The 22770-nt window shown below is 71.0% G+C and carries 22 protein-coding genes; 8 read left to right on the forward strand and 14 right to left on the reverse strand.

The genetic code is table 11. The features are described 5' to 3' along the window. The 5 genes from H7I87_RS04150 to H7I87_RS04170 all read right to left on the reverse strand — a co-directional run bounded on the left by H7I87_RS04150 (nt 1) and on the right by H7I87_RS04170 (nt 5725). Complete coding sequence (locus H7I87_RS04150) at nt 1–831, reverse strand: shikimate dehydrogenase (RefSeq protein ID WP_023861204.1); 831 nt, start codon at nt 829–831, stop codon at nt 1–3. Next, nucleotides 806–2053 (reverse strand): endolytic transglycosylase MltG, encoded by a 1248-nt coding sequence (locus H7I87_RS04155; RefSeq protein ID WP_003877602.1) that lies wholly within the window; start codon nt 2051–2053, stop codon nt 806–808. The genes H7I87_RS04150 and H7I87_RS04155 overlap by 26 nt, the downstream gene beginning before the upstream one ends. Next, on the reverse strand, nt 2046–2549 hold the full coding sequence (ruvX, locus tag H7I87_RS04160) for a Holliday junction resolvase RuvX (protein ID WP_033718191.1): 504 nt from the start codon (nt 2547–2549) through the stop codon (nt 2046–2048). Before ruvX ends, H7I87_RS04155 begins: the two co-directional genes overlap by 8 nt. Further along, nucleotides 2550–5252 carry an alanine--tRNA ligase gene (gene alaS / locus H7I87_RS04165; RefSeq protein ID WP_033710734.1) on the reverse strand — a complete coding sequence of 901 codons (2703 nt, stop codon included), beginning with the start codon at nt 5250–5252 and terminating at the stop codon, nt 2550–2552. It lies immediately after the preceding gene. 83 nt (nt 5253–5335) lie between these two features. Next, complete coding sequence (locus H7I87_RS04170; protein WP_170924229.1) at nt 5336–5725, reverse strand: secondary thiamine-phosphate synthase enzyme YjbQ; 390 nt, start codon at nt 5723–5725, stop codon at nt 5336–5338. A gap of 165 nt (nt 5726–5890) precedes the next feature. Between H7I87_RS04170 and H7I87_RS04175 the strand changes: the two genes are divergently transcribed. After that, nucleotides 5891–6514, forward strand: a complete 624-nt coding sequence (locus H7I87_RS04175) for a hypothetical protein (protein ID WP_009977718.1) — start codon at nt 5891–5893, stop codon at nt 6512–6514. Nucleotides 6515–6588: 74 nt separating this feature from the next. Here H7I87_RS04175 and H7I87_RS04180 read toward each other — a convergent pair whose 3' ends face one another. Both H7I87_RS04180 and H7I87_RS04185 read right to left on the reverse strand, forming a co-directional pair. Next, entirely contained in the window at nt 6589–6924 is a 336-nt protein-coding gene (locus H7I87_RS04180) for a hypothetical protein (RefSeq protein WP_009977719.1), read from the reverse strand. Next, nucleotides 6921–8273, reverse strand: coding sequence for a replication-associated recombination protein A (locus tag H7I87_RS04185; RefSeq protein ID WP_033710735.1), 1353 nt, complete (start codon nt 8271–8273; stop codon nt 6921–6923). Before H7I87_RS04185 ends, H7I87_RS04180 begins: the two co-directional genes overlap by 4 nt. A gap of 146 nt (nt 8274–8419) precedes the next feature. Between H7I87_RS04185 and H7I87_RS04190 the strand changes: the two genes are divergently transcribed. After that, a complete protein-coding gene (locus H7I87_RS04190) occupies nt 8420–9379 on the forward strand; it encodes a hypothetical protein (protein WP_224125735.1) in 960 nt (319 codons plus the stop codon). Between the two features lie 70 nt (nt 9380–9449). Further along, nucleotides 9450–12113 (forward strand): circularly permuted type 2 ATP-grasp protein, encoded by a 2664-nt coding sequence (locus tag H7I87_RS04195; RefSeq protein WP_033718188.1) that lies wholly within the window; start codon nt 9450–9452, stop codon nt 12111–12113. Here the strand turns inward: H7I87_RS04195 and H7I87_RS04200 are convergent. Both H7I87_RS04200 and H7I87_RS04205 read right to left on the reverse strand, forming a co-directional pair. After that, the gene (locus tag H7I87_RS04200; protein ID WP_019733914.1) at nt 12110–13132 is read right to left on the reverse strand and encodes a zinc-binding metallopeptidase family protein; all 1023 of its coding nucleotides are present in this window, start codon (nt 13130–13132) and stop codon (nt 12110–12112) included. The genes H7I87_RS04195 and H7I87_RS04200 overlap by 4 nt on opposite strands. After that, the gene (locus H7I87_RS04205; protein WP_095762102.1) at nt 13125–14048 is read right to left on the reverse strand and encodes a transglutaminase family protein; all 924 of its coding nucleotides are present in this window, start codon (nt 14046–14048) and stop codon (nt 13125–13127) included. The genes H7I87_RS04200 and H7I87_RS04205 overlap by 8 nt, the downstream gene beginning before the upstream one ends. 101 nt (nt 14049–14149) lie before the next feature. Here H7I87_RS04205 and H7I87_RS04210 point away from each other — a divergent pair, with 101 nt between their 5' ends. Further along, nucleotides 14150–14539, forward strand: coding sequence for an MmcQ/YjbR family DNA-binding protein (locus H7I87_RS04210; protein ID WP_009977728.1), 390 nt, complete (start codon nt 14150–14152; stop codon nt 14537–14539). A gap of 5 nt (nt 14540–14544) precedes the next feature. Here the strand turns inward: H7I87_RS04210 and H7I87_RS04215 are convergent, their stop codons facing one another. The 3 genes from H7I87_RS04215 to H7I87_RS04225 all read right to left on the reverse strand — a co-directional run bounded on the left by H7I87_RS04215 (nt 14545) and on the right by H7I87_RS04225 (nt 17047). Continuing rightward, nucleotides 14545–15603, reverse strand: a complete 1059-nt coding sequence (locus tag H7I87_RS04215; protein WP_033710740.1) for an FUSC family protein — start codon at nt 15601–15603, stop codon at nt 14545–14547. Between the two features lie 3 nt (nt 15604–15606). Continuing rightward, nucleotides 15607–16038 carry a nitroreductase family deazaflavin-dependent oxidoreductase gene (locus H7I87_RS04220; protein WP_033710741.1) on the reverse strand — a complete coding sequence of 144 codons (432 nt, stop codon included), beginning with the start codon at nt 16036–16038 and terminating at the stop codon, nt 15607–15609. A gap of 286 nt (nt 16039–16324) precedes the next feature. Further along, nucleotides 16325–17047, reverse strand: a complete 723-nt coding sequence (locus tag H7I87_RS04225) for a hypothetical protein (protein ID WP_033710742.1) — start codon at nt 17045–17047, stop codon at nt 16325–16327. A 547-nt stretch (nt 17048–17594) separates the two neighbouring features. Here H7I87_RS04225 and H7I87_RS04230 point away from each other — a divergent pair. Continuing rightward, the gene (locus H7I87_RS04230; RefSeq protein WP_176213612.1) at nt 17595–17756 is read left to right on the forward strand and encodes a hypothetical protein; all 162 of its coding nucleotides are present in this window, start codon (nt 17595–17597) and stop codon (nt 17754–17756) included. Between the two features lie 18 nt (nt 17757–17774). On the opposite strand, the gene aspS is transcribed toward H7I87_RS04230, so the two are convergent. Further along, nucleotides 17775–19550, reverse strand: coding sequence for an aspartate--tRNA ligase (gene aspS / locus H7I87_RS04235; RefSeq protein ID WP_033710743.1), 1776 nt, complete (start codon nt 19548–19550; stop codon nt 17775–17777). A 59-nt stretch (nt 19551–19609) separates the two neighbouring features. Here aspS and H7I87_RS04240 point away from each other — a divergent pair, with 59 nt between their 5' ends. Genes H7I87_RS04240 through ypfJ form a run of 3 tightly spaced genes read left to right on the forward strand, consistent with a single transcriptional unit; the run spans nt 19610 to nt 21892 of the window. Beyond that, a complete protein-coding gene (locus tag H7I87_RS04240; RefSeq protein ID WP_179151733.1) occupies nt 19610–20497 on the forward strand; it encodes an oxidoreductase in 888 nt (295 codons plus the stop codon). 9 nt (nt 20498–20506) lie between these two features. Then, nucleotides 20507–21004, forward strand: a complete 498-nt coding sequence (locus tag H7I87_RS04245; RefSeq protein WP_033710745.1) for an SRPBCC family protein — start codon at nt 20507–20509, stop codon at nt 21002–21004. Nucleotides 21005–21013: 9 nt separating this feature from the next. Further along, nucleotides 21014–21892, forward strand: a complete 879-nt coding sequence (gene ypfJ / locus H7I87_RS04250; RefSeq protein ID WP_003872663.1) for a KPN_02809 family neutral zinc metallopeptidase — start codon at nt 21014–21016, stop codon at nt 21890–21892. Here ypfJ and H7I87_RS04255 read toward each other — a convergent pair. Further along, the gene (locus tag H7I87_RS04255) at nt 21889–22764 is read right to left on the reverse strand and encodes a dihydrodipicolinate synthase family protein (protein WP_023869536.1); all 876 of its coding nucleotides are present in this window, start codon (nt 22762–22764) and stop codon (nt 21889–21891) included. The two genes, ypfJ and H7I87_RS04255, sit on opposite strands and share 4 nt — an antisense overlap. Nucleotides 22765–22770: the final 6 nt, after the last annotated feature.

Below are 22770 nucleotides of genomic sequence, written 5' to 3' on the forward strand. Positions count from 1 at the left end.
CTAATCCGCGTCGGCCGCCGCGCAAGTCATCGCTTCGCGCGGGGCGGGCAGCCCGGTGAACTGTTCCACCTGGGCGAAGGCCTGGTGCAGCAGCATCTGCATGCCGCTGATCACCCGGCCGCCGGCGGCGCTGACCGCGGCGGCCAGCGGGGTGGGCCAGGGGTCGTAGACGGCGTCGAGCAGCACGCCGACGCGCGCCAAGGTGCCGGCATAGCGTTCGGCCACCTCCGCCGGCAGGGTGCTGACCAGCACCTCGGCCGCGGCCACCTCGTCGGCCAGCCCCGCGCCGTCCAGCGCGCAGAACCGGGTCGGCACGCCCAGCTCGTCGCCGAGGCGCACCAGCCGGGCCGCCTTGTCGGGGTTGCGGGCCACCACGGTGATGCCGGCGACGCCCAGCTGGGCCAGGCCCGCGACGGCCGCCGGCGCGGTGCCGCCCGATCCACAGACCAGCGCCCATCCCGAAGCGGCGCCCAGCGCGCCGGCGACGCCGTCGATGTCGGTGTTGTCGGCCCGCCAGCCCGTCGCGGTGCGCACCAGGGTGTTGGCCGATCCCACCCGCCGCGCCCGCTCGGTGCGCTCGTCGGCGAAGCGCAGCGCCGCGAACTTGCCGGGCATGGTCACCGACACCCCGACCCACTCGGGGCCGAACCCGCCGACCACGCCGGGCAGCTGGTCGGCGTCGCATTCGATGCGCTCGTAGGTCCAGTCGTGCAGGCCCAGCGCACGGTAGGCGGCCAGGTGCAGCTGCGGGGATTTCGAGTGGGCGATCGGCTTGCCCAGCACGGCCGCCCTGCGGGGCCCCGCGCTAGCGGGGGGTGCTGTCGAGGACACCGTTGTGCTTAGCCAGCTCGATGTTGGCCAGGTGCTGCTGATAATCCTTGGTGAACAGCGTCGTCCCGGCGGCGTCGATGGTGACGAAGTAGAGCCAGTCCCCCGGCGCGGGGTGCTCGGCGGCGTGCAGCGCGTCGATGCCGGGCGAACAGATCGCGGTGGCCGGCAGGCCCTGCGACACGTAGGTGTTCCACGGCGTCTTCTGGCCCCGGTCGGCGTCGCTGGTGGCCACCTCGCGGCGGTCCAGCGGGTAGTTGACCGTCGAGTCGAATTCCAGCGTGTGGTGGGCGTGCAGCCGGTTGTAGATCACCTGCGCGACCTTGGCGAAGTCCGGGGTGTTGGATTCCTGCTGCACCAGCGACGCCACCACCAGGATGTCGTAGGGCGACAGGCCCATCGCCTGGGCGGTGTCCACCAGCCCGGACTTCAGGTACTCCTCGGCCCCGGCGCTGATCAGCCCGGCCAGGATGCTCTCCGGGGACGCCGACGGGTCGACGTTGAAGGTGCCCGGCGCGATCAGCCCCTCGATCCGGCGGTGGTCCCTGCCCAGCTCGTTGACCGGTTCCAGCGCCCACGGCGGCACCGACAGCGCCGCGGTGGTGCTGTTGGTCGCGGCCGCGCGCAGCTGCTGCACCGGCACGCAACGCCGGTTGCCGTCCAGGTCCACGCAGGTGGCCTGGGAGATCAGGGTGAAGATGCCGGGGTTGACCTTGTTGGTCTTCATATCGGTGGTGTCGTCGAGCTGACGGCCCTCCGGGATGACCAACCGGCCCACCCGGCTGTTGGGGTCGGCCAGCCGGGCGACGGCGTCGGAGGCCGGGATCTCGGTGCGCATCCGGTAGAAGCCGGGCTGGATGGAGTCGATCTTGCTGTTGCCGTGCGCGGCGTTGACGAACGCCCGCACCGTCTTGACCACGTGCTGGTTGTGCAGCGTCTCGCCGACCATGGTGGTGGAGTCGCCGGCCTGGATCTGGATCACCAGGTCGCGCTTGCCGCTGCCGCTGTAGTCGTCGCCCGGCCCGAACACGGTGTGCCACAGCTTGCCGCCGGCGAACACCCCGGCCAGCACCACCACGACCAGCAGCGCCAGCGCGGCGCGTAGGGCGAAGCGCCGCCGGCGCCGGCCCCGCTCGGCCCTGTTCCGGGCCATCCGGCTGGATCTGCGCCGCGGCGGTCCCACCGCCTCGGGCTCGGCGCGCTCGCGGCGGGCGCTGTCAACCATCGCCGGCCTCCCGGGTCGCCGCGCGGCGCTGGTCCAGCCAGCTCTGCAGGATGGCCACCGCCGCCGCCTGGTCGATCACCGCGCGCTGCGCCCTGGCCCGCACCCCGGCGGCGCGCAGCGAGCGCTGCGCGGCCACCGTGGTCAGCCGCTCGTCGGCCAGCCGCACCGGGGTGGGCGCGATCCGCCGGGCCAACTGGTCGGCCAGGTCGATGGCGTCCAGCGCCGACGTGCCGGTGCGGTCGGCCAGGGTGCGCGGCAGCCCGACGACGACCTCGACGGCCCCGAGCTCGGTGACCAGCGCGGCCAGCCGGCGCAGGTGTTTGCCGGAGCGGTCGCGGCGCACGGTCTCCACCGGGGTGGCCAGCACGGCGTCGGGGTCGCTGCAGGCCACCCCGATGCGCACGCTGCCCACGTCGATGCCGACCCGCCGGCCCCGGCCGGGGTCCTGGTCAGGGTCGCCGGGCCGGTCGGGGACGCGGTGCTGTGTCAAGACCACTCAACCGACCCGCGCTATCGCGGCGATCTCGGAACGCACGGCGTCCAGCGCCGCGTCGATGCCGGCCGGATCCTTGCCCGATCCCTGCGCCAGGTCCGCCTTGCCGCCGCCGCGCCCGTCGACCGGCGCCGCCAGCTGCTTGACCAGGTCGTTGGCCCGGATGCCGAGATCCTGGGCGGCCTGGTTGGCGGCGACTGCGTACGGCACCGACCCGCCCTCACCCTCGGCGATCAGCGCGACCACCGCCGGATCGCTGCCCAGCTTGCCGCGGATGTCACCGACCAGCGAGCGCAGGTCGGCCGCCGTCATCCCGCCGGACATCCGCTGCGCCACCACGCGGACGTTACCGATCCGCTCCGCGCCCGCGGCGGCGTTGCCGGCCGCGGCCCGCGCGGAGGCCAGGCGCATCCGCTCGAGTTCCTTCTCCGCGGCCCGCAGCCGCTCCACCAGGTTGGCCACCCGGGCCGGCACCTCCTCCGACGGCACCTTCAGCGACGACGCCAGCCCCGCCATCAGCGCGCGTTCCTTGGCCAGGTGCCGGAACGAGTCCAGCCCGACGTAGGCCTCCACCCGGCGCACCCCGGAGCCGACCGAGGATTCGCCCAGGATGGTTACCGGCCCGATCTGCGCGGAGTTGTGCACGTGCGTGCCGCCGCAGAGCTCCAGCGAGAACGGGCCGCCGATCTCCACCACCCGCACCTGCTCAGGGTAGCTCTCGCCGAACAGCGCGATGGCCCCCATCGCCTTGGCCTTCTCCAGCTGCTCGGTGAAGGTGTGCACCTCGAAGTCGGCCTGCACGGCCTGGTTGGTCACCTCTTCGATCTGGGTGCGCTGCTCCTCGGTCAGCGGGCCCTGCCAGTTGAAGTCGAAACGCAGGTAGCCCGGGCGGTTCAGGGAGCCCGCCTGAACGGCGTTGGGCCCCAGCACTTGTCGCAGCGCGGCGTGCACCATGTGGGTGCCCGAGTGGCCCTGGGTGGCGCCGCGGCGCCACTGCGGGTCGACCGCGGCGATCACGGTGTCGCCCTCCACGAATTCACCGGACTCGACGTTGACCCGGTGCACCCACAGGGTTTTGGCGATCTTCTGCACGTCGGTGACGGCGGCCCGGGCGCTCTCGCCGGCGCCGGTGCCGCTGATGGTGCCCTCGTCGGCGATCTGCCCGCCGGACTCGGCGTAGAGCGGGGTGCGGTCCAGCACCAGCTCGACCCGGTCCGCGCCGTCGCCGCCGTGGGTGACCACCGGCACCCGTTTACCGTCCACGAAGATCCCCAGAATCCTTGCCTCCGAGGACAATTCGTCGAAACCGGTGAACTCGGTGGGGCCCGCGTCGACCAGTTCGCGATACGCGGTCAGGTCGGCGTGCGCGTGCTTGCGGGCGGCGGCGTCGGCCTTGGCCCGGCGGCGCTGCTCGGCCATCAGCTCGCGGAAGCCCACCTCGTCCACCTGCAGCCCGGCCTCGGACGCCATCTCCAGCGTGAGTTCGATCGGGAACCCGTAGGTGTCGTGCAACGTGAACGCGTCGGAGCCCGAAATCGATTTCGCCCCAGTGGCTTTGGTGGTGCTGGCCACTTCGTCGAACAGTTTGGAGCCGGCCGCCAGGGTGCGGTTGAACGCGGTCTCCTCGGCGACGGCGATGCGGGCGATCCGGTCGAAGTCGGTGACCAGTTCGGGATACGACGGGCCCATCGCGTCGCGCACGGTGGCCATCAGGTCACCGACGATGGGCCCCTCGATGTCGAGCAGCCGGGCCGAGCGGATGACCCGGCGCAGCAGCCGGCGCAGCACGTAGCCGCGGCCGTCGTTGCCCGGGGTGACGCCGTCGCCGATCAGGATGGCCGCGGTGCGGCTGTGGTCGGCGATGATCCGGTAGCGCACGTCGTCGTCGTGGTTGCCGGCGTCGTAGGGCCGCGGGGCGCGGGCGGCGACCGCGTCGATGACGGGCCGCAGCAGGTCGGTCTCGTAGACGTTGTGCACGCCCTGCAGCACGAACGCGACCCGCTCCACACCCATGCCGGTGTCGATGTTCTTGCGCGGCAACGGCCCCAGGATCTCGAAGTCGGTCTTGGAGGTGCCCTCGCCGCGCTCGCTCTGCATGAACACCAGGTTCCACAGCTCGACGTAGCGGTCCTCGTTGGCGATCGGCCCGCCGCCCACGCCGAACTCCTCGCCGCGGTCGTAGTAGATCTCCGAGGACGGGCCGCACGGGCCAGGGATGCCCATCGACCAGTAGTTGTCCTCCATGCCGCGGCGCTGGATGCGCTCCGCGGGCAGCCCGGCGATCTCCTGCCACAGCCGCACGGCCTCGTCGTCGTCGAAATAGACCGTCGTCCAGATGCGTTCGGGGTCAAGGCCGTAGCCGCCCTGCTCGACGCTGCCCGTCAGCAGCGTCCACGCCAGTTCGATGGCCTCGCGCTTGAAGTAGTCGCCGAACGAGAAGTTGCCGGCCATCTGGAAGAAGGTGTTGTGCCGGGTGGTGATGCCGACCTCGTCGATGTCGGGGGTGCGGATGCACTTCTGGATGCTGGTGGCCGTCGGGTACGGCGGCGTGCGCGCGCCCAGGAAGTAGGGCACGAACTGGACCATGCCCGCGTTGACGAACAGCAGGTTGGGGTCGTCGAGGATCACCGACGCGCTCGGCACCTCGGTGTGGCCCGCCTTCACGAAGTGATCAAGAAATCGCTTCCTGATCTCGTGTGTCTGCACTTTCCAGCCCGCTTCTTCCCGTTGCTTTTCTGCGTTGACGTGTAATCCCAGCCTATTCGCTGGAATATTGGACCACCGCGCCGCTAGCCCTCCAAAAAGCTCAGCCGCACGGAGCGTTGCGGGTTGTCGCGGTTGAGGTCGACCAGCACGATGCTCTGCCAGGTGCCCAGCATCGGCTCCCCCGCCGAAACCGGGACCGTCACCGACGGCGCGACCAGGGCCGGCAGCACGTGGTCGGCGCCGTGGCCCGGGGAGCCGTGCGCGTGCCGGTACCGGTCGTCGCGGGGCAGCAGCCGCTCCAGCGTGTCGACCAGGTCGTCGTCGGAGCCGGCGCCCGTCTCGATGACGGCCACCCCGGCCGTCGCGTGCGGGACGAACACGTTGCACAGGCCGTCACCGCGGGACCAGCAGAACCCGCGCACCGCCTCGGTGAGATCGACGATGCGGCGACGGGAGGTGTCCACGTCCAACACATCGGTATGCATTCGAACCAGCCTACGGCGCGGGCGTCGCGACCAGCCAATCGTTTGTGAGCGCGACCACATTTGGGCATTGCGGGCCGCCACCGGTGAGAGGAAGGTAACTGGTGGGACCGGTGGCGCCACCGGGGTGCCACCCCGACACGGAAGGGGTCGACCGTGTACGCACGCTCTACCACCATCCAGGCGCAACCCCTGTCGATCGACATCGGAATTGCGCACGTTCGCGATGTCGTCATGCCCGCCCTGACCGAGATCGACGGGTGCGTGGGGCTGTCGCTGTTGGTGGACCGGCAGTCCGGCACCTGCATCGCGACCAGCTCGTGGGAGTCGATCGACGCCATGCGGGGCAGCGCCGCGCGGGTGGCGCCCATCCGGGACCGGGCCGCGTTGATGTTCGACGGCAGCGCGCGGGTCGAGGAGTGGGACATCGCGCTGCTGCACCGTGACCACCCGTCCCGGGACGGCGCCTGCGTGCGCGCCACCTGGCTCAAGGTGGTGCCCGACCAGCTCAGCCGGTCGCTGGAGTTCTACCGGTCCTCGGTGCTGCCCGAGCTCGAGCAGCTCGACGGGTTCTGCAGCGCCAGCCTGATGGTCGACCACCCGGCCTGCCGCCGGGCCGTGGCCTGCTCGACGTTCGACTCGATGGACGCGATGGCCCGCAACCGCGACCGGGCCACCGAGCTGCGCAGCAGGCGGGTGCGCGAGCTGGGCGCGGAGGTGATCGACGTCGCCGAGTTCGAGCTGGCGATCGCCCACCTGCGGGTGCCCGAGCTGGTCTAGGCTGCGCGCTCGCGAGCGTCACGCCAGCGTGGCGGCGGCGGTCGAGCGTCACGCCAGCGTGACGCTCGGCGCGCTTAGGGCAAGGCGTCGCCGGGGAACCCGCGGCAGGCGTGCACCTCGTAGGTGAAGACGCCCGCCGCGACCCCGGGGTCCTCGCTCATGATCCGGGTGGTCTCGTCGACCGTCGCCGCGAACACCCCGACGCCGCAGACGTCGGACCCGTCGCTGACCGGCAGCACCACCGCGAGCACGCCGTCGTCGCGCAGCCCGAAATTGCGCCGGCCGTGCTCCCAGATCACGCCGGCCGCTGACTCGTCGCCGAACCCGGGGCCGCGCTTGAGGATGACGACGCTGTAGGGCTTGGCGGTGGTCAGCAGCCGGCCCATCTCCTCGTCGGTGAAGACTTTCATGACCGTCCCCTCTTGTTGCGGATGATCGCGCGCAGCCGGTCCAGCCGCCCGGCCATTTCCCGCTCGGCGCCGCGGCCTGTGGGCCGGTAGTAGTCCACACCGACCAGCTCGTCCGGCGGATACTGTTGTGCCACAACACCATCCGGGTGGTCGTGGGAGTACTGGTAGCCCTGGGCGTGGCCCAGCGCCGCCGCACCCGAATAGTGTCCGTCGCGCAGGTGGGCGGGCACCAGGCCGGCCTTGCCGGCCTTGATGTCGCTCATCGCCGCGCCCAGCGCGGCGGTGACCGCGTTGGACTTCGGCGCGGTGGCCAGATAGACGGTGCAGTGCGCCAGGGTGAGCTGCGCCTCGGGCATGCCGATCAGCGCCACCGTCTGAGCGGCCGCCACCGCCACCTGCAGCGCGGCCGGGTCGGCCATGCCGATGTCCTCGCTGGCCAGGATCATCAGCCGGCGCGCGATGAAGCGCGGGTCCTCCCCCGCCACCAGCATGCGGGCCAGATAGTGCAGCGCGGCGTCCACGTCCGAGCCGCGGACCGATTTGATGAAGGCGCTGATCACGTCGTAGTGCTGGTCGCCGTCGCGGTCGTAGCGCACCGCGGCCTCGTCCAGGGACTGCTCGACGGTCTGCACGGTGACCGATTCGCCGGCCTCGGCGGCCACCTCCAGCGCCGTCAGCGCCCGCCGGGCATCGCCTGCGGCCAGCCGCACCAGCAGGTCGACGGCCTCGGGCGCGACCCGGACCCGCCCGCCCAGGCCGCGCGGGTCGTCGATCGAGCGGCGCACCACGGTGCGGATGTCGTCGGCGCTCAGCGGCCGCAGCTGCAGGATCAGCGACCGGGACAGCAGCGGCGCCACCACCGAGAAGGACGGGTTCTCCGTGGTGGCCGCCACCAGCAGCACCACCCGGTTCTCCACCGCGGACAGCAGGGCGTCCTGCTGGGTCTTGGAGAACCGGTGCACCTCGTCGATGAACAGCACGGTCTGCTCGCCGCGCAACAGCGCGGTGCGCGCGCTCTCGATCACCGCGCGCACGTCCTTGACACCCGCCGACAGCGCCGAGAGCGCCTCGAACCGGCGGCCGGTCGCCTGGGAGATCAGCGCGGCCAGCGTGGTCTTGCCGCTGCCCGGCGGCCCGTACAGGATGGCCGATGCCACGCCCGAGCCCTCCACCAGGCGGCGCAGCGGCGACCCGGGGGCCAGCAGGTGGTCCTGCCCTACCACCTCGTCCAGCGACGCCGGGCGCATCCGGACCGCCAGCGGCGCACCGGCCGGCACGCCCAGGCCGTGGTCGCCCGGCGGCGGCGCGCCGGGCAGGTCGAACAGACCGTCGGACACGGCTTCAGGCATACCACGCGGCGGCGACGCGCAAGCCGGCTCGCGGCCGTCGACCCGCGCGCGCCGGCGTCATCTTTGCTAAGTTCCGGTTTGCCGAATCCGGTGCGCGTTCGCTCCCGGTAAGTCGAGCCGGCGGAAATCCAACAGCAAGGACGGACATGAGCCAGCCCCCCGAATATCCAGGCACGCCGCCCGAGCCGCCGCCGGGGTACGGCCCGCCGCCGGGGTACGGCCCGCCGCCGGGCTACGGCACGCCTCCCCCACCGCCGCCGGGCTATGGCCCGCCGCCCGGCTACGGGGCGCCCCCGCCCGGCTACGGCCCGCCCCCGGGCTACGGCCCCCCACCCGGGTTCGGCGGCCCGCCCAAGCCCGCGTTCAGCGTGGGCGCGGCGTTCGGCTGGGCGTGGAACGCCTTCACCAAAAACCCTGTGGCGCTGATCGTTCCGACGCTGGTCTACCTGGTGGTGCTGGGCGGTGCCTCCACGCTGATCGGGCTGAGCCAGGACGTCGGCACCTCCGGCGGCGGCTCCGGCGACGACTACTTCACCTTCACCGCAAACCTCAACGGCGGCGGGATGGCGCTGCTGGTGCTGGGCTACCTGGTCGCCTACCTGGTGGGCGCGTTCGCCCAATCCGCCTACCTGTCCGGCTGCCTCGACCTGGCCGACGGCCGCCCGGTGACCATCGGGTCGTTCTTCAAGCCGCGCAACTTCGGCATGGTGTTCCTGGCCGCGCTGCTGGTCGGCATTCTCACCTCGATCGCCTCGGCGCTGTGCTTCCTGCCCGGCCTGATCCTGGGCCTCTTCGCCCAGTTCACCATCCCGTACGCCATCGACCGGTCGGAGTCGACCGTCAAGGCACTCAGCTCCAGCTTCTCCACCGTCACCGCGAACTTCGCCAACGCCCTGCTGGTGTGGCTGGCCGAGTTCGCGCTGGTGGTGGTCGGCGCCCTGGCGTGTGGAGTCGGGCTGCTGCTGGCCGCACCGGTCGCCGCCCTGGTCGGGATCTACGCCTACCGCAAGCTGTCCGGCGGCCAGGTGGCGCCGCCGCCGGGCTACCAGCCCGGCCCGCCGCCCGGCTATCAGCCCGGCCCGCCGCCGGGGGCCCCGCCGGCGTAGCGGCCGGCCGCGGCCACTCCCGGCGCGCCGGGCTCCCCCGGCCGCGCCGCGTGCGTACCGTGCAGCTGTAATGGCGTTTGCGGACAAGACATTCGGCACCGGTGGACCCTCGGCGGCCGCCGGCGGCTCCTACGACGCCGACCGCCTGCTGGCCGGGTACCGGGCGGCGCGGGCCCAGCAGGCGCTGTTCGACCTGCGACAGGGCCCGGCGAGCGGCTACGACGAATTCGTCGGCCCCGACGGCAAGGTGCGCCCGGCCTGGACCGAGCTGGCCGACGCCATCGGCGAACGCGGCCGCGCCGGGCTGGACCGGCTGCGCTCGGTGGTCCGCGGCCTGATCGACCACGACGGCATCACCTACACCGACGTCGAGCCCGGCGGCCGCGGCCAGGAGCCGCGGCCCTGGCAGCTGGACACCCTGCCGATCGTGCTGTCGGCGGCCGACTGGGAGCCGCTGGAGGCCGGGCTGCTGCAGCGGTCGCGGGTGCTCGACGCGGTGCTGGCCGACCTGTACGGGCCGCGCAGCCTGCTCACCGAGGGCGTGCTGCCCCCGGAGCTGCTGTTCGGCCATCCCGGCTACCTGCGCGCCGCCAACGGCATCGAAATCCCGGGCCGTCACCAGCTTTTCATGCACGCCTGCGATGTCAGCCGGCGCCCGGACGGCGGCTTCGCCGTCAACGCCGACCGCACCCAGGCGCCCTCGGGCGCCGGCTACGCGCTGGCCGATCGGCGGGTGGTGGCGCACGCGATTCCCGACCTGTACGAGCGGATCGCACCGCGGCCCACCACACCGTTCGCGCAGGCGCTGCGGCTGGCGCTGATCGACGCGGCGCCCGACGTCGCCCAGGACCCGGTGGTGGTGGTGCTGTCGCCGGGCATCTACTCCGAGACGGCGTTCGACCAGGCCTATCTCGCCACCCTGCTGGGTTTCCCGCTGGTGGAGAGCGCCGACCTGGTGGTGCGCGACGGCATGGTGTGGATGCGTTCGCTGGGCACCCTGAAACGCGTCGACGTGGTGCTGCGCCGGGTCGACGCCGAGTATTGCGATCCGCTGGACCTGCGCGCCGACTCCCGGCTCGGGGTGGCCGGCCTGGTGGAGGCGCAGCATCGCGGGACGGTGACCGTCGTCAACACCCTGGGCAGCGGAATTCTGGAAAACCCTGGGCTGCAACGTTTTCTGCCCGCGATGGCGCGGCACCTGCTGTCCGAAACGCTGCTACTGCCCAGCGCGCCGGTCTACTGGGGCGGCATCGACGCCGAACGTTCACACCTGCTGGCCAATCTGGCGTCGCTGCTGGTGAAGTCCACGGTGGGCGGGAAAACGCTTGTCGGGCCGGCGCTTTCGTCGCGGCAGCTCGCCCAGCTGGCGGCCCGGATCGAGACGGCGCCGTGGCAGTGGATCGGCCAGGAGCTGCCGCAGTTCTCCTCGGCGCCGACCGACCACGCCGGCGTGTTGTCGTCGGCCGGGGTCGGCATCCGGCTGTTCACCGTGGCCCAGCGCGGCGGCTACGCGCCGATGATCGGCGGCATCGGCTACCTGCTGGCCGCCGGCCCGGCCGCGTACACGTTGAAAAGCATTGCGGCCAAGGATGTCTGGGTGCGTCCGACCGAGCGGGCCCGGGCCGAGGCGGTCGGCGTGCCCGCCGTGGAGCCGCCGGCGAAGACGGCCGCGGGCACCTGGGCCGTCAGCTCCCCGCGGGTGCTGTCCGAGCTGTTCTGGATCGGGCGGTACGGCGAGCGCGCGGAGAGCATGGCCCGGCTGCTCATCGTCACCCGCGACCGCTTCCACGTCTACCGCCATCACCAGCACAGCGAGGAAAGCGAGTGCGTGCCGGTGCTGATGGCCGCGCTGGGCCGCATCACGGGCACCGACACCGGCACCGGCGCCGCGGCCGGTGGCGATGCGGCCGAGACGATCGCCGTCGCGCCCTCCACGCTGTGGTCGCTGACCGTCGACCCGCAGCGGCCCGGCTCGCTGGTGCAGTCGGTGGAGGGGCTGGCGCTGGCCGCGCGGGCGGTGCGCGACCAGATGTCCAACGACACCTGGATGGTGCTGGCCGGGGTGGAGCGGGCGCTGGCGCTGGACAGTGAACCGCCGGACTCGCTGGCCGAGGCCGACGCGCTGCTCACCGCGGCGCAGACCCAGACGCTGGCCGGGATGCTGACCCTGTCCGGGGTGGCCGGCGAGTCGATGGTGCGCGACGTCGGCTGGACCATGATGGACATCGGCAAGCGGATCGAACGCGGCCTGTGGCTGACGGCGCTGCTGCGGGCCACGCTCACCGTGGTGCGCGGCGCGGCCGCCGAACAGACCATCCTCGAGTCGACGCTGGTGGCCTGCGAGTCCTCGGTCAGCTACCGGCGCCGCACGGCGGGCAAGGTGAGCGTGGCCGCGATGGCCGAGCTGATGCTGTTCGACGCGCAGAACCCGCGGTCGCTGCTCTACCAGGTGGAGCGGCTGCGCGCCGACCTCAAGGACCTGCCCGGTGCATCCGGGTCGTCGCGCCCGGAACGGCTGGTCGACGAGATCGGCACCCGGCTGCGCCGGTCGCATCCCGCGGAGCTGGAACGCATCAGCGACGACGGGCGGCGCGCCGAGCTCGCCGAGCTGCTCGATTCGGTGCACGCCGAGCTGCGCAGCCTGGCCGAGGTGCTCACCACCACCCAGCTGGCGCTGCCCGGCGGCATGCAGCCGCTGTGGGGTCCCGACGTGCGCCGCGTGATGCCGGCCTAACCGGCCCCGTCGACCACGGCGTGGATGAACTGCATCTTCTCCAGCACCGCGGCCGGCAGCACGAACGGGTACAGGTCGTCGTGGCCCATGGACCGGTTCACCATGTTCAGTGACCACGACAACGGCAGCCACGTGTCGATGATCGTCTGAAAAGCGCTGGGCCCCAACGCCGGACGATCGATGGTGGCCGACGCCGGGGCCAGCCCGCACCACGCCGAGGTGTCCAGCGTGTCGCGGATGTGCAGGTAGTGGGCGAACGTCTCGGCCCAATCCTCGCTGGCGTGCATGGTGGCATATGACGAGACGAAGTTCTCCTGCCAGCCCTCCGGCGCGCCCTCGCTGTAGTGCCGGTCCAGCGCCTGCTGATAGTCGGCGTCGGGATCGCCGAACAGCTCGTTGAACCGGCGCAGGTGGTCGGGGTGCGGGGCGATCAGCCGGTAGAAGTAGTAGTGCCCGATCTCGTGCCGGAAGTGCCCGAGCAGCGTCCGGTACGGCTCGTCCATCTCGACCCGCAGCTGTTCGCGGTGCACGTCGTCGCCCTCGGCCAAATCCAGTGTGATGACCCCGTTCTGGTGACCGGTCAGCACGTTCTCGTGCGCGCTGGACAGCAGCCGGAAGGCCAGGCCGTAGTCGGGGTCCTGATCACGCCCGACGATCGGCAGCCGCAGCTCGTGCAGCTCGGCGATCAGCCGGCGTTTGGCCGCCTCGGCGCGGGCGAACTCGGCCAGCCCCACGGTGTCGGCGTCGTTGGGCCGCTCGGTGGTCAGCACGCAGGACGCGCACAGCAACCGCGGCTCGTTCACCGGGACCAGCCAATTGCATTCGGCCAGAAGCAGATTGGCGCACAACTGGTATTCGCTGGCGGGCACGAAGCCGGCGTGCCCGCTCGTCTCGTCCTCCGAGATCACCAGCAGTGCCATCTGCTCGATCGAAAACCCCAGCGCGCTACCGCAATTCAGGCAGGTGGAGTTCTCGAAGGTTAGGCGCTGGCCGCACTTGGGGCAGGTGAAGTCACGCATAGGGCACCACGTCGACGGACACGTCGATCACGCTGTGCTGTGAGTTGGTGTAGATGATGCCCCGCAGCGGCGGGACGTCGGCGTAGTCGCGGCCGCGTCCCACCACGATGTAGCGCTCGTCGATCATCTGGTCGTTAGTGGGATCCACTCCCAGCCACTCGAATTGACCGGGCTCGTGCGGGGTCCACACGGCGGCCCAGGCGTGGGTGGCGTCGATGCCGATCATCCGGTCCTTTCCGGGAGGGGGGTCGGTGGCCAGATACCCGGACACGTAGCTGGCCGCCAACCCGTGGGCGCGCAGGCAGGCGATCGCCAGCCGCGCAAAGTCCTGGCATACCCCTTCGCGGGCCGCCAGAACCTCGGCGACCCCGGTGGAGATCGTCGTCGACCCGCTCCGGTAGGTGAAGTCGGTGAAGATCCGCGACGCCAGGTCCCGCAGCACCTCGATCAGCGGCCGCCCGGGCGCGAAACTGGGTGCGGCGTAGTCGCGCACCTCGTCGGTGATCTCCGGCGGGTCGAGGTCCAGGGTGAATTCGGTTGCCAGCGCCCCGCGGCGGCCGGCCGGGCGGGCCGCCTCCCAGGGCTGCACCGCCGGCCCGGTGGTGTACAGGCCCGGCGCCGGCGGGTTGACGTCGACGATGGAATCGCTGGTCACCGTCAGGCTGTGGTGCGGTTCAGTGACGTGGAAATAGGAGCTGATGTTGCCGTAGCAGTCGGTGCTGGTGGAGCTGTCGGCCGGGGCCGGGTCGATGGTCAGCCGATGGGCGACGCAGCGCTGCCGCAGCGAGTCCCGCGGCGTCAGGAAACCCCGGCCGTAGGAGCTGGTCACCACGTCGGAGTAGCGGTACTCGGTGCGGTGGGTGACGCGGTGGCGGCGGGCGGCCCCGCCGTCGGCCTGCTGATCGGCTTCGGGCACAAGGCTGATCACATCACACCGGGGCCGCCGCCGCGGTCGCGATGCCGCCGCGTTTGCCGATCCGGCGGCGGCCGCGCCGAAACGGGAGCACAATCGAGAGCGTGGCCACGTGGTACGACGTCGCCCGCATCGTGGGTGAGCTGGCCCTCACCTCCGAGCCGTCACCGCACGACTGGCGGGTCGGCAAGAAGTTGCTGGCCTGGGAGCGCCCGCTGCGGCCCTCCGAGCGGGAAGCGCTGGCCCGCACCGGCGCCGAGCCCACCCCGGGCGACGTCCTCGGTGTCCGGGTGGCCGACGAGGGCGTCAAGTTCGCGCTGATCGACGACGCGCCGCAGACCTTCTTCACCACCCCGCATTTCGACGGCTATCCCGCGGTGCTGGTCAACCTGGACGCCATCTCGGTGCGCGACCTCGAGGAGCTGATCACCGAGGCGTGGCTGACCCAGGCGCCGCGGAAACTGGTGCAGGAGTTCCTGGCCGACTCGCGGTGAGCCCCTCACCCCGGCCGCAGGTCGATCACCCGTTGCAGATCGTCGACGCAGGCGCCGACGGCGTCGGCCAGCGCGACGTGCGGCTCCCGGTCGCCGCCGTCGCCCGAGCGCAGCCGCGCGGCGTGCCGGCGCGCCGAGCCGAGGTACACGCACGCGCCGGCCGGATCGCGGTCGGCCAGCGCGGTCGCCGCCGCCAGCACCAGCAGCACCGTCGACACCGGCTGCCCCTGCCGGTCGCCGGGGCCGGGGGCCACCGCGCGGGCCAGCTGCAGCACCGAGCCGGCCAGCAGCGCGACGTGCACGGCCTGATGGTCGGCGGCGCGCACGGCGTCGCGCAGGCCCCAGCGTCGCGGCGCGATGGCGACGACGTGCCGGGCGGTGGTGCGCGCCTCCAGCAGGCCGCTGAGCTGTTCGTGCACCCGGTCGACGGCGCTCAGCGGCCAGTCGGGCGGGGCCGCCCGGCGGCCGGAGGAAACGTCGGCGGCCCGGGACAGCACGTCGTGCAGCACCGCCAGCACGCCGGCCCGGGCGGCGCCCAGCACGGTGCGCGGGTCGGCCGGGAACAGCAGCACGGCCACGACGATGGCCACCGCGCCGCCGATCAGCGCGTCGAAGATGCGTTCCGGCCCGGCGCCGCCGCGGTACAGGGCCAGCACCAACAGCGCCGAGACCACGGTCTGGTTGGCGAACATCATCCCGTGCCCGATGAAGCCGCCCCCGATGAACACCGCGGCGCCCAGCGCGACCAGCGCGGCGACCGCGATGGGCAGCGCGCCGGGACCGAGCATCCCCTGCACCACGGTGCCCAGCCCGATGCCCAGCGTCACCCCGATCATCATCTGGACGGCCCGTTGGGCGCGCAGCACGTTGCTGGTCGACAACGACACCGCGGCGGCGATCGGCGCGAAGAACGGTTGCGGATGGTCCAGCACGTCGTGGGCCAGGTACCAGGACAGGCCGGCGGCCAGCGACGTCTGCAGCAGGTTGAACCACACCGCACCCAGCCGCTTGCCGCCCGCCCGCACGGCGGTGCGCATCAACGAGGGCACCGCCGAGCCGCGCATCGGTCAGGTCCGGATCAGCTGGAACAGGGGGATCACCCGGCTGGTCTTGGCCTGGTACTCGGCGAAGCCGGGGGCGGCCGCGGCGACCTGGGCGAACAGCGCGTCGCGCTCCTCGCGGGGCAGCTCGCGCGCGGTCACGTCGAAGCTGTCGGTGCCGATCTCCACCCGCGCGGCGGGGTTGGCCCGCAGGTTGTGCACCCAGGCCGGGCTGACCGGGGCGCCGGCGAACGAGCCGATCACCAGGAGCTTGCCGTCGATGCGGAAGTAGGCCAGCGGCGACACCCGGGGCTGACCCGACTTGGCGCCGGTGGTGTGCAGCAGCAGCAGGTCGGCACCCTCGAACTGGCCGCCCACTTTGCCGTCGTTGGCCCGGAATTCGTCGATGATGCTCTGGTTGAACGCGTTGATGGTGCCGGTGTCCGGAATATCAGTCATGCCTGCTCAACCCGGTCCGGCTTGACGTCTATTCCGGACTTCGTGCTGCTCGTTTGTTGCTGTTAGCTGTGATGGCTGCGCAAGAAACACCCTGGTCAGGATAGTTGGTTCTGACGGGTGCCTAAAGTGCTGTTGAATCTACTGCGGACTGACTGCGGACCGGGACTACAACGGTACGGTCCGTCACTTGTCGGGGCCCGCGCCGGTAAACGTCGTGGGGAACGGAATGTCGTCCGGGGCAACGTCATGCGGGAAGTACACCACGTCCATGGACTTGATTGAGCGGTTACACGCGGGCCGTTGAATGGCCTCGGAGAATCCGCTCGACCCGATCCAGCAGCTCGCTCGGGTTATCGTCGGTGGCATCTTTCCAGGCCGCGAGGGCGTTGAGGAGGTTAATCGGCTGGACGCTGAGCTGGGGGCCCAACAGTACAGTGTGGTCACTGTTGGAATCCGCCGCGCAATAGGAGATCTCGACTTGGTATGACCGGCTGCCCGCCCCATTCGGGATCTTGGGCACGATCGACAGAACGCACTCACGCGGGATTTTGATGAACTCGGCCTTGGGCGCGGCCAAACGCACGGTCAGCGCCGACGGGGAAATACACAAAATGCATCGGCGCCACATCCGAACTGCGGAGTAAACGAACAGCGGTGTCGGAATCAGCAGGATGATGCCCGTGACACGAAGCCATACCGGATTGCCGGGGGCAAACCCCGCGCCGACGCTGGCGGCCCCTAGCAGGGGGACCAGCACGTTCAAGACGTACGCATTTCCCTCGTACCACGGGAGATACCTGCACACGATCTCGTTCCCCGACCGGTTGACTCCCGGCCGAAAAATCCGGCGTCTGCCGAGGACGAAGAGGAGTGCCGTGCAGAATCCGATCAGCGACAAGTACCACTGCACTCCCGCCGACGTTGCCACCACTGTGACCAGAAGTAGGGCGACGCCGAACGCGTACCGCAGTACCCGCCCCCACCCCCCGCTGGCCTCACTGTTGGGCATCAGTGACGGTCTCGCATTGTGGTTGCCGGAGCACTGCGGTGGTGATCGTCGGAAGCTGGACCTGCCACCGCCGCACGCTTGTGGACAGCCCCCACCTCCACGACAAGCCCGGCAAACCGCTCGACCGGAGACACAGCCAGGCCGTGCTTCTCCGTGTATTCATCGAATCGCATCGTCGCCGTCCTACCCGAAACCGAAGACCGATTCCACGCCGTGCACCGCACTACCGACGGCATCCGCGACCGGCTCCCAGGCCACTTCGACCAACTTAGATCCCCCAGGCGGCGACCGCTCCCACACCGGCGCCCACCACCAGACCAACTGCGGTCCCGGCACCCGGAATGACCGAACCGATCGCTGCACCAGCTGCCGCGTCCGCGGCAAGACCACCAACCGTCGCGCCAGCCCATAGCCCGGCAGCAGTTCCTGCAGTCTCTCGGGTGACGGCCTCGGCCGCCGAGTTGCCGTCATGCATGTCGGACTTCGACCTGGGTAAGTCTAGCCTTTCGCCGCAACTGTCGCAGCACCCTCGGGCGCCGATATCAAGATGGTGCAGGCGCGGATGCGGCACGCCAGCGCCACCACCACGCTCGACATTTACGGCCATCTGTGGCCTGATGCCGCCGAATCCACCCGCACGGCTATCCGCGCGGTGATCGCGGAGCGGATGAACACCACTGCGGACCAGCTGCGGCCCACGAGCACCTGAGCGAGCCGTTCGCTGAGGTCAATGGGGTTTGCTGGGCTCCGGCTTGACGTCTATTCCGGACTCCTTGCGCTGCTGTTCGGTGATGGGCGCCGGCGCGTCGGTGAGCGGGTCGACGCCGCCGCCGGTCTTGGGGAAGGCGATCACCTCGCGGATGGAGTCGACCCGGGACAGCAGCGCGTTGATCCGGTCCCAGCCGAACGCGATCCCGCCGTGCGGGGGCGCGCCAAAGGTGAACGCCTCCAACAGGAATCCGAACTTCTCCTGAGCCTCGGCGTGGTCCAGGCCCATCACCGCGAACACCCGCTCCTGGATGTCGCGGCGGTGGATACGGATCGAGCCGCCGCCGATCTCGTTTCCGTTGCAGACGATGTCGTACGCGTCGGCGAGCACGTTGCCGGTGTCGGTCTCGATCGCGTCCTCGTATCCCGGCTTGGGTGCGGTGAACGCGTGGTGCACCGCGGTCCACGCCCCGGAGCCGACGGCGACGTCACCGGCGGCGGTGGCGTCGTCGGCGGGCTCGAACAGCGGCGGGTCCACCACCCAGACGAGCGCCCACGCATCGGGGTCGATCATGTCGAGCCGGCTGGCGATCTCGCTGCGGGCCGCGCCCAGCAGCGCCCGCGACGGCTTGGCCGGCCCGGCCGCGAAGAAGATGCAGTCCCCCGGTGCGGCGCCGACGTGCCCGGCCAGCCCGGCGCGCTCGGCCTCGGAGAGGTTCTTGGCCACCGGCCCGCCCAGCTCGCCGTCCTCGCCGACCAGCACGTAGGCCAGGCCCTTGGCGCCGCGTTGCTTGGCCCACTCCTGCCAGCCGTCCAGGGTGCGGCGCGGCTGCGAGGCCCCGCCCGGCATCACCACCGCACCCACGTACGGCGCCTGGAAGACGCGAAATGTGGTGTCTTTAAAGAACTCCGAGCACTCGACGAGCTCGAGTCCGAACCGCAGGTCGGGCTTGTCGGAGCCGTAGCGGGCCATCGCGTCGGCGTAGCTGATCCGCGGGATCGGCCGGGGGATCTCGTAGCCGATCAGCGCCCACAGCGCGGACAGGATCTCCTCGGAGATCGCGATGACGTCCTCGGCGTCGACGAAGCTCATCTCCATGTCGAGCTGGGTGAACTCGGGCTGGCGGTCGGCGCGGAAATCCTCGTCGCGGTAGCAGCGGGCGATCTGGTAGTAGCGCTCCATCCCGGCCACCATCAGCAACTGCTTGAACAGCTGCGGGCTCTGCGGCAGCGCGTAGAACGAGCCGGGATGCAGCCGGGCCGGCACCAGGAAGTCGCGCGCCCCCTCCGGGGTGGAGCGGGTGATGGTCGGGGTCTCGATCTCGACGAAGTCGTGCCGCGCCAGCACTTCGCGCGCGGCGGCATTCACCTTGGAGCGCAACCGGATTGCCGCGGCTGGCGCGTCGCGGCGCAGGTCCAGGTAGCGGTATTTCAGCCGCAGCTCCTCGCCGGCGGGCTCGTCGAGCTGGAACGGCAGCGGCGCGCTTTCGCCCAGCACGGTCAGCGACGACGCGTTGACCTCGATGTCGCCGGTGGCGATCTCGGGGTTGGCGTTGCCTTCCGGGCGGATCTCGACCAGCCCGGTCACCGCGACGCAGAACTCGGCGCGCAGCCGGTGCGCCTGCTTGAGGACGTCCGGGTCGCGGAACACCACCTGGGTGATTCCGGAGGCGTCGCGCAGGTCGATGAAGATGACGCCGCCGTGGTCGCGCCGGCGCGCCACCCAGCCCGCCAGCGTTACCTGCTGCCCGGCGTCGCTACTTCTCAGCGAACCGGCGGCGTGGCTGCGCAGCACAAAAACACTCCCCTTGGTCTGAAACGAAAGCCAAGTCTAGAGGAGGTAACTTTGGTCCTATTGCCACCACCATCGCACTCGTCGGTCCCGGCGCCGTCGGTACGACGGCGGCCGCGCTGCTGCACCGGGCCGGTCATTCGGTGGTGGTGTGCGGCCGCACCCCGCGCGAGCGCATCGAGCTGCGCCCCGACGGCGCCGACCCGATCGTCGTCCCCGGCCCGGTGCACACCGATCCCGGTCGGGTGAGCGGCCCGGTGGACGTGGTGCTGCTGGCGGTCAAGGCCACCCAGAACGCCGGCGCCGCCGGCTGGCTGGCCCGGCTGTGCGGCGAACACACCGTCGTCGTGGTGCTGCAGAACGGCGTCGAGCAGGTCGAGCAGGTGCGGCCGCTCTGCCCGGACTCGCCGGTGATCCCGGGCATCGTCTGGTATTCGGCGACGACCCAGCCGCAGGGCTGGGTGCGGCTGCGGACGGAGCCCGCCCTGGTGCTGCCCAGCGGGCCGTCGGCGCAGGCGGTGGCCGCCCTGCTGCGCGACGCCGGCTGCCGGGTGGACTGCGACCCCGACATCATCACCGCGGCCTGGCGCAAGCTGCTCACCAACGCGCTGGCCGGGTTCATGGCGCTGTCGCGGCGCCGGTCCGGGATGTTCCGCCGCGACGACGTCGCCGCCCTGTCCCGGCGCTACGTCGCCGAATGCCTGGCGGTCGCGCGGGCCGAGGGCGCCCGGCTGTCCGACGACGTGGTCGACGAGCTGGTCGAGCTGTTCCGCAGGGCTCCCGAGGACATGGGCACCTCGATCCTGTCCGACGCGGAGGCTCACCGGCCGATGGAGTGGGACGTCCGCAACGGGGTGATCGCCCGCAAGGGACGCGCCCACGGGCTGCCCACCCCGATCAGCGACGTGCTGGTGCCGTTACTGGCCGCGGCCAGCGACGGCCCCGGCTAGATTGATCCCATGTTCGATTGCGAGCGCGTCGGCCTCGACTTCATCGACTCGGCGCCCGTGGTGTTCCGCAACAGTGTCGATTTGGCCATCACCCCCGAGCAGCTGTTCGAGGTGCTGTCCGACGCCGCGGCCTGGCCGCGCTGGGCGACGGTGATCACCAAGGTCACCTGGACCAGCCCCGAGCCGCGGGACGTGGGCACCACCCGGGTCGTCGAGATGCGCGGCGGTATCGTCGGCAACGAGGAGTTCCTGGCCTGGGAACCGTTCACGCACATGGCATTTCGGTTCAACGAGTGCTCGACCCGGTCGGTGGCCGCGTTCGCCGAGGACTACCGGGTTCAGGTCATCCCCGGCGGTTGCCGGCTGACCTGGACCATGGCCCAGAAACCCGCCGGGCCGGCGAAACTGGCGATGGCGGTGGTCAGGCCGCTGCTGAACCTGGCCCTGCGCCGCTTTCTGCGCAACCTGCGCAGCTACACCGACTCCCTAGCGACCCGGCAACCTTAGGAGCGTGTCATGACCTTCAACGAGGGCATGCAGATCGACACCAGCACCGCGTCCTCGTCCGGCGGCGGCGGGATGGGAATGGCCGTCGGGGGCGGCGGCCTCGGGCTGATCATCCTGCTCGGCGCGTTGTTCCTCGGCGTCGACCCGGGCCGCGTCATGCCCCAGCAGCAGACCAACACCGGCGGCTACTCGGCGCCCGGGTTCGACCTGAGCCAGTGCAAGACGGGCGCCGACGCCAACAAGTACGTGCAGTGTCGCGTGGTCGCCACCGGGAACTCGGTGGACGCGGTGTGGCATCAGCTGATGCCGCGCTACACCCGACCGCACGTGCGGTTGTTCACCGGCCGGGTGAACACCGGCTGCGGCCCGGCCACCACCGCGGTCGGGCCGTTCTACTGCCCGGTGGACCAGACGGCGTACTTCGACACCGACTTCTTCCAGGAGCTGGTCGACCGATTCGGTTCCAGCGGTGGGCCTTTCGCGCAGGAGTACGTGGTGGCCCACGAGTACGGTCACCACGTGCAGAACCTGCAGGGCGTGTTGGGCCGCTCCCAGCAGGGCGCGCAGGGCGCCGGCGGCAACGGGGTGCGCACCGAGCTGCAGGCCGACTGCTACGCCGGCATCTGGGCGCACTACGCCTCCACGGTCAAGCAGGAGAGCACCGGTGTGCCCTACCTGGAGCCGTTGAGCGACAAGGACATCGCCGACGCGCTGTCGGCCGCCGCGTCGGTGGGCGACGACCGCATCCAGAAGCAGGCGACCGGCCGGGTCAACCCCGAGTCCTGGACGCACGGTTCCTCCGAGCAGCGCCAGAAGTGGTTCACCATCGGGTACCAGACCGGCGACCCGAAGCAGTGCGACACCTTCTCCGCGCCCGACTTGGGTTAGGCCGCAAGCAGTTTGCGCAACTCGGCGCGGCCCTGCTCGTCGAGCGGCAGCAACGGCGCGCGCGGGTCGCCGACTTTGAAATCGAGCAACTCCAGGCCGGCCTTGACGGTGGTGGCCAGCCCGCCGGCCACGATGAAGGTGAGCAGCGGCTTGAGGTCGTCGTAGAGTCGCTGCGCGGTGTCGAGGTCGTTCGCGCGCACCGCGTCGTACAGGTCGATGCATGGTTGCGGCCGCAAACACGGTGCGGCCGTGCACCATCCGGACGCCCCGGCCTTCAGCGCGTCGAGCACCAGCGGGTTGCTGCCGTTGTAGAAGGGCAGCCGGTTGCCGGACAGCTCGGCGATGCGCTGCATCCGGGTCAGGTCGCCGGTGGACTCCTTGACCATGGCCACGTTGTCGATGGATTCGAACATCCGCACCAGCAGCTCCGGCGGCATGTCCACGCCGCTGGTGGCCGGGTTGTTGTAGGCCATGATCGGAATCGAGATGGCGTCGCTGATGCTGCGGTAGTGATGGAAGATCTCCCGCTCGGTGAGCTTCCAGTAGGACACCGGCAGGATCATCACCGCGTCCGCCCCGGCTCGCTGCGCGTATTGGGCGCGCCGAATCGTCTTGGCGGTGGTCACATCCGACACTCCCACGATCACCGGCACCCGGCCGGCGACGGCGCTCAGGGTGGTGTCGATCACGGCGTCGACTTCGGGCTCCTCCAGGTAGGCCAGCTCGCCGGTGCTGCCCAGCGGCGCGATCGCGTGCACGCCGGCGGACACCAGCCGCTCGACCAATGCGGCCAGCCGCTGCGTGTCAATCCCGTTGTCGGCGAAGGGCGTAACCGGGTAGGCGATGATGCCGTGGATCTTGGGTTCGGTCAAGGGTTG

The sequence above is a fragment of the Mycobacterium timonense genome (genome assembly GCF_025821985.1).
Lineage (GTDB): Bacteria > Actinomycetota > Actinomycetes > Mycobacteriales > Mycobacteriaceae > Mycobacterium > Mycobacterium avium.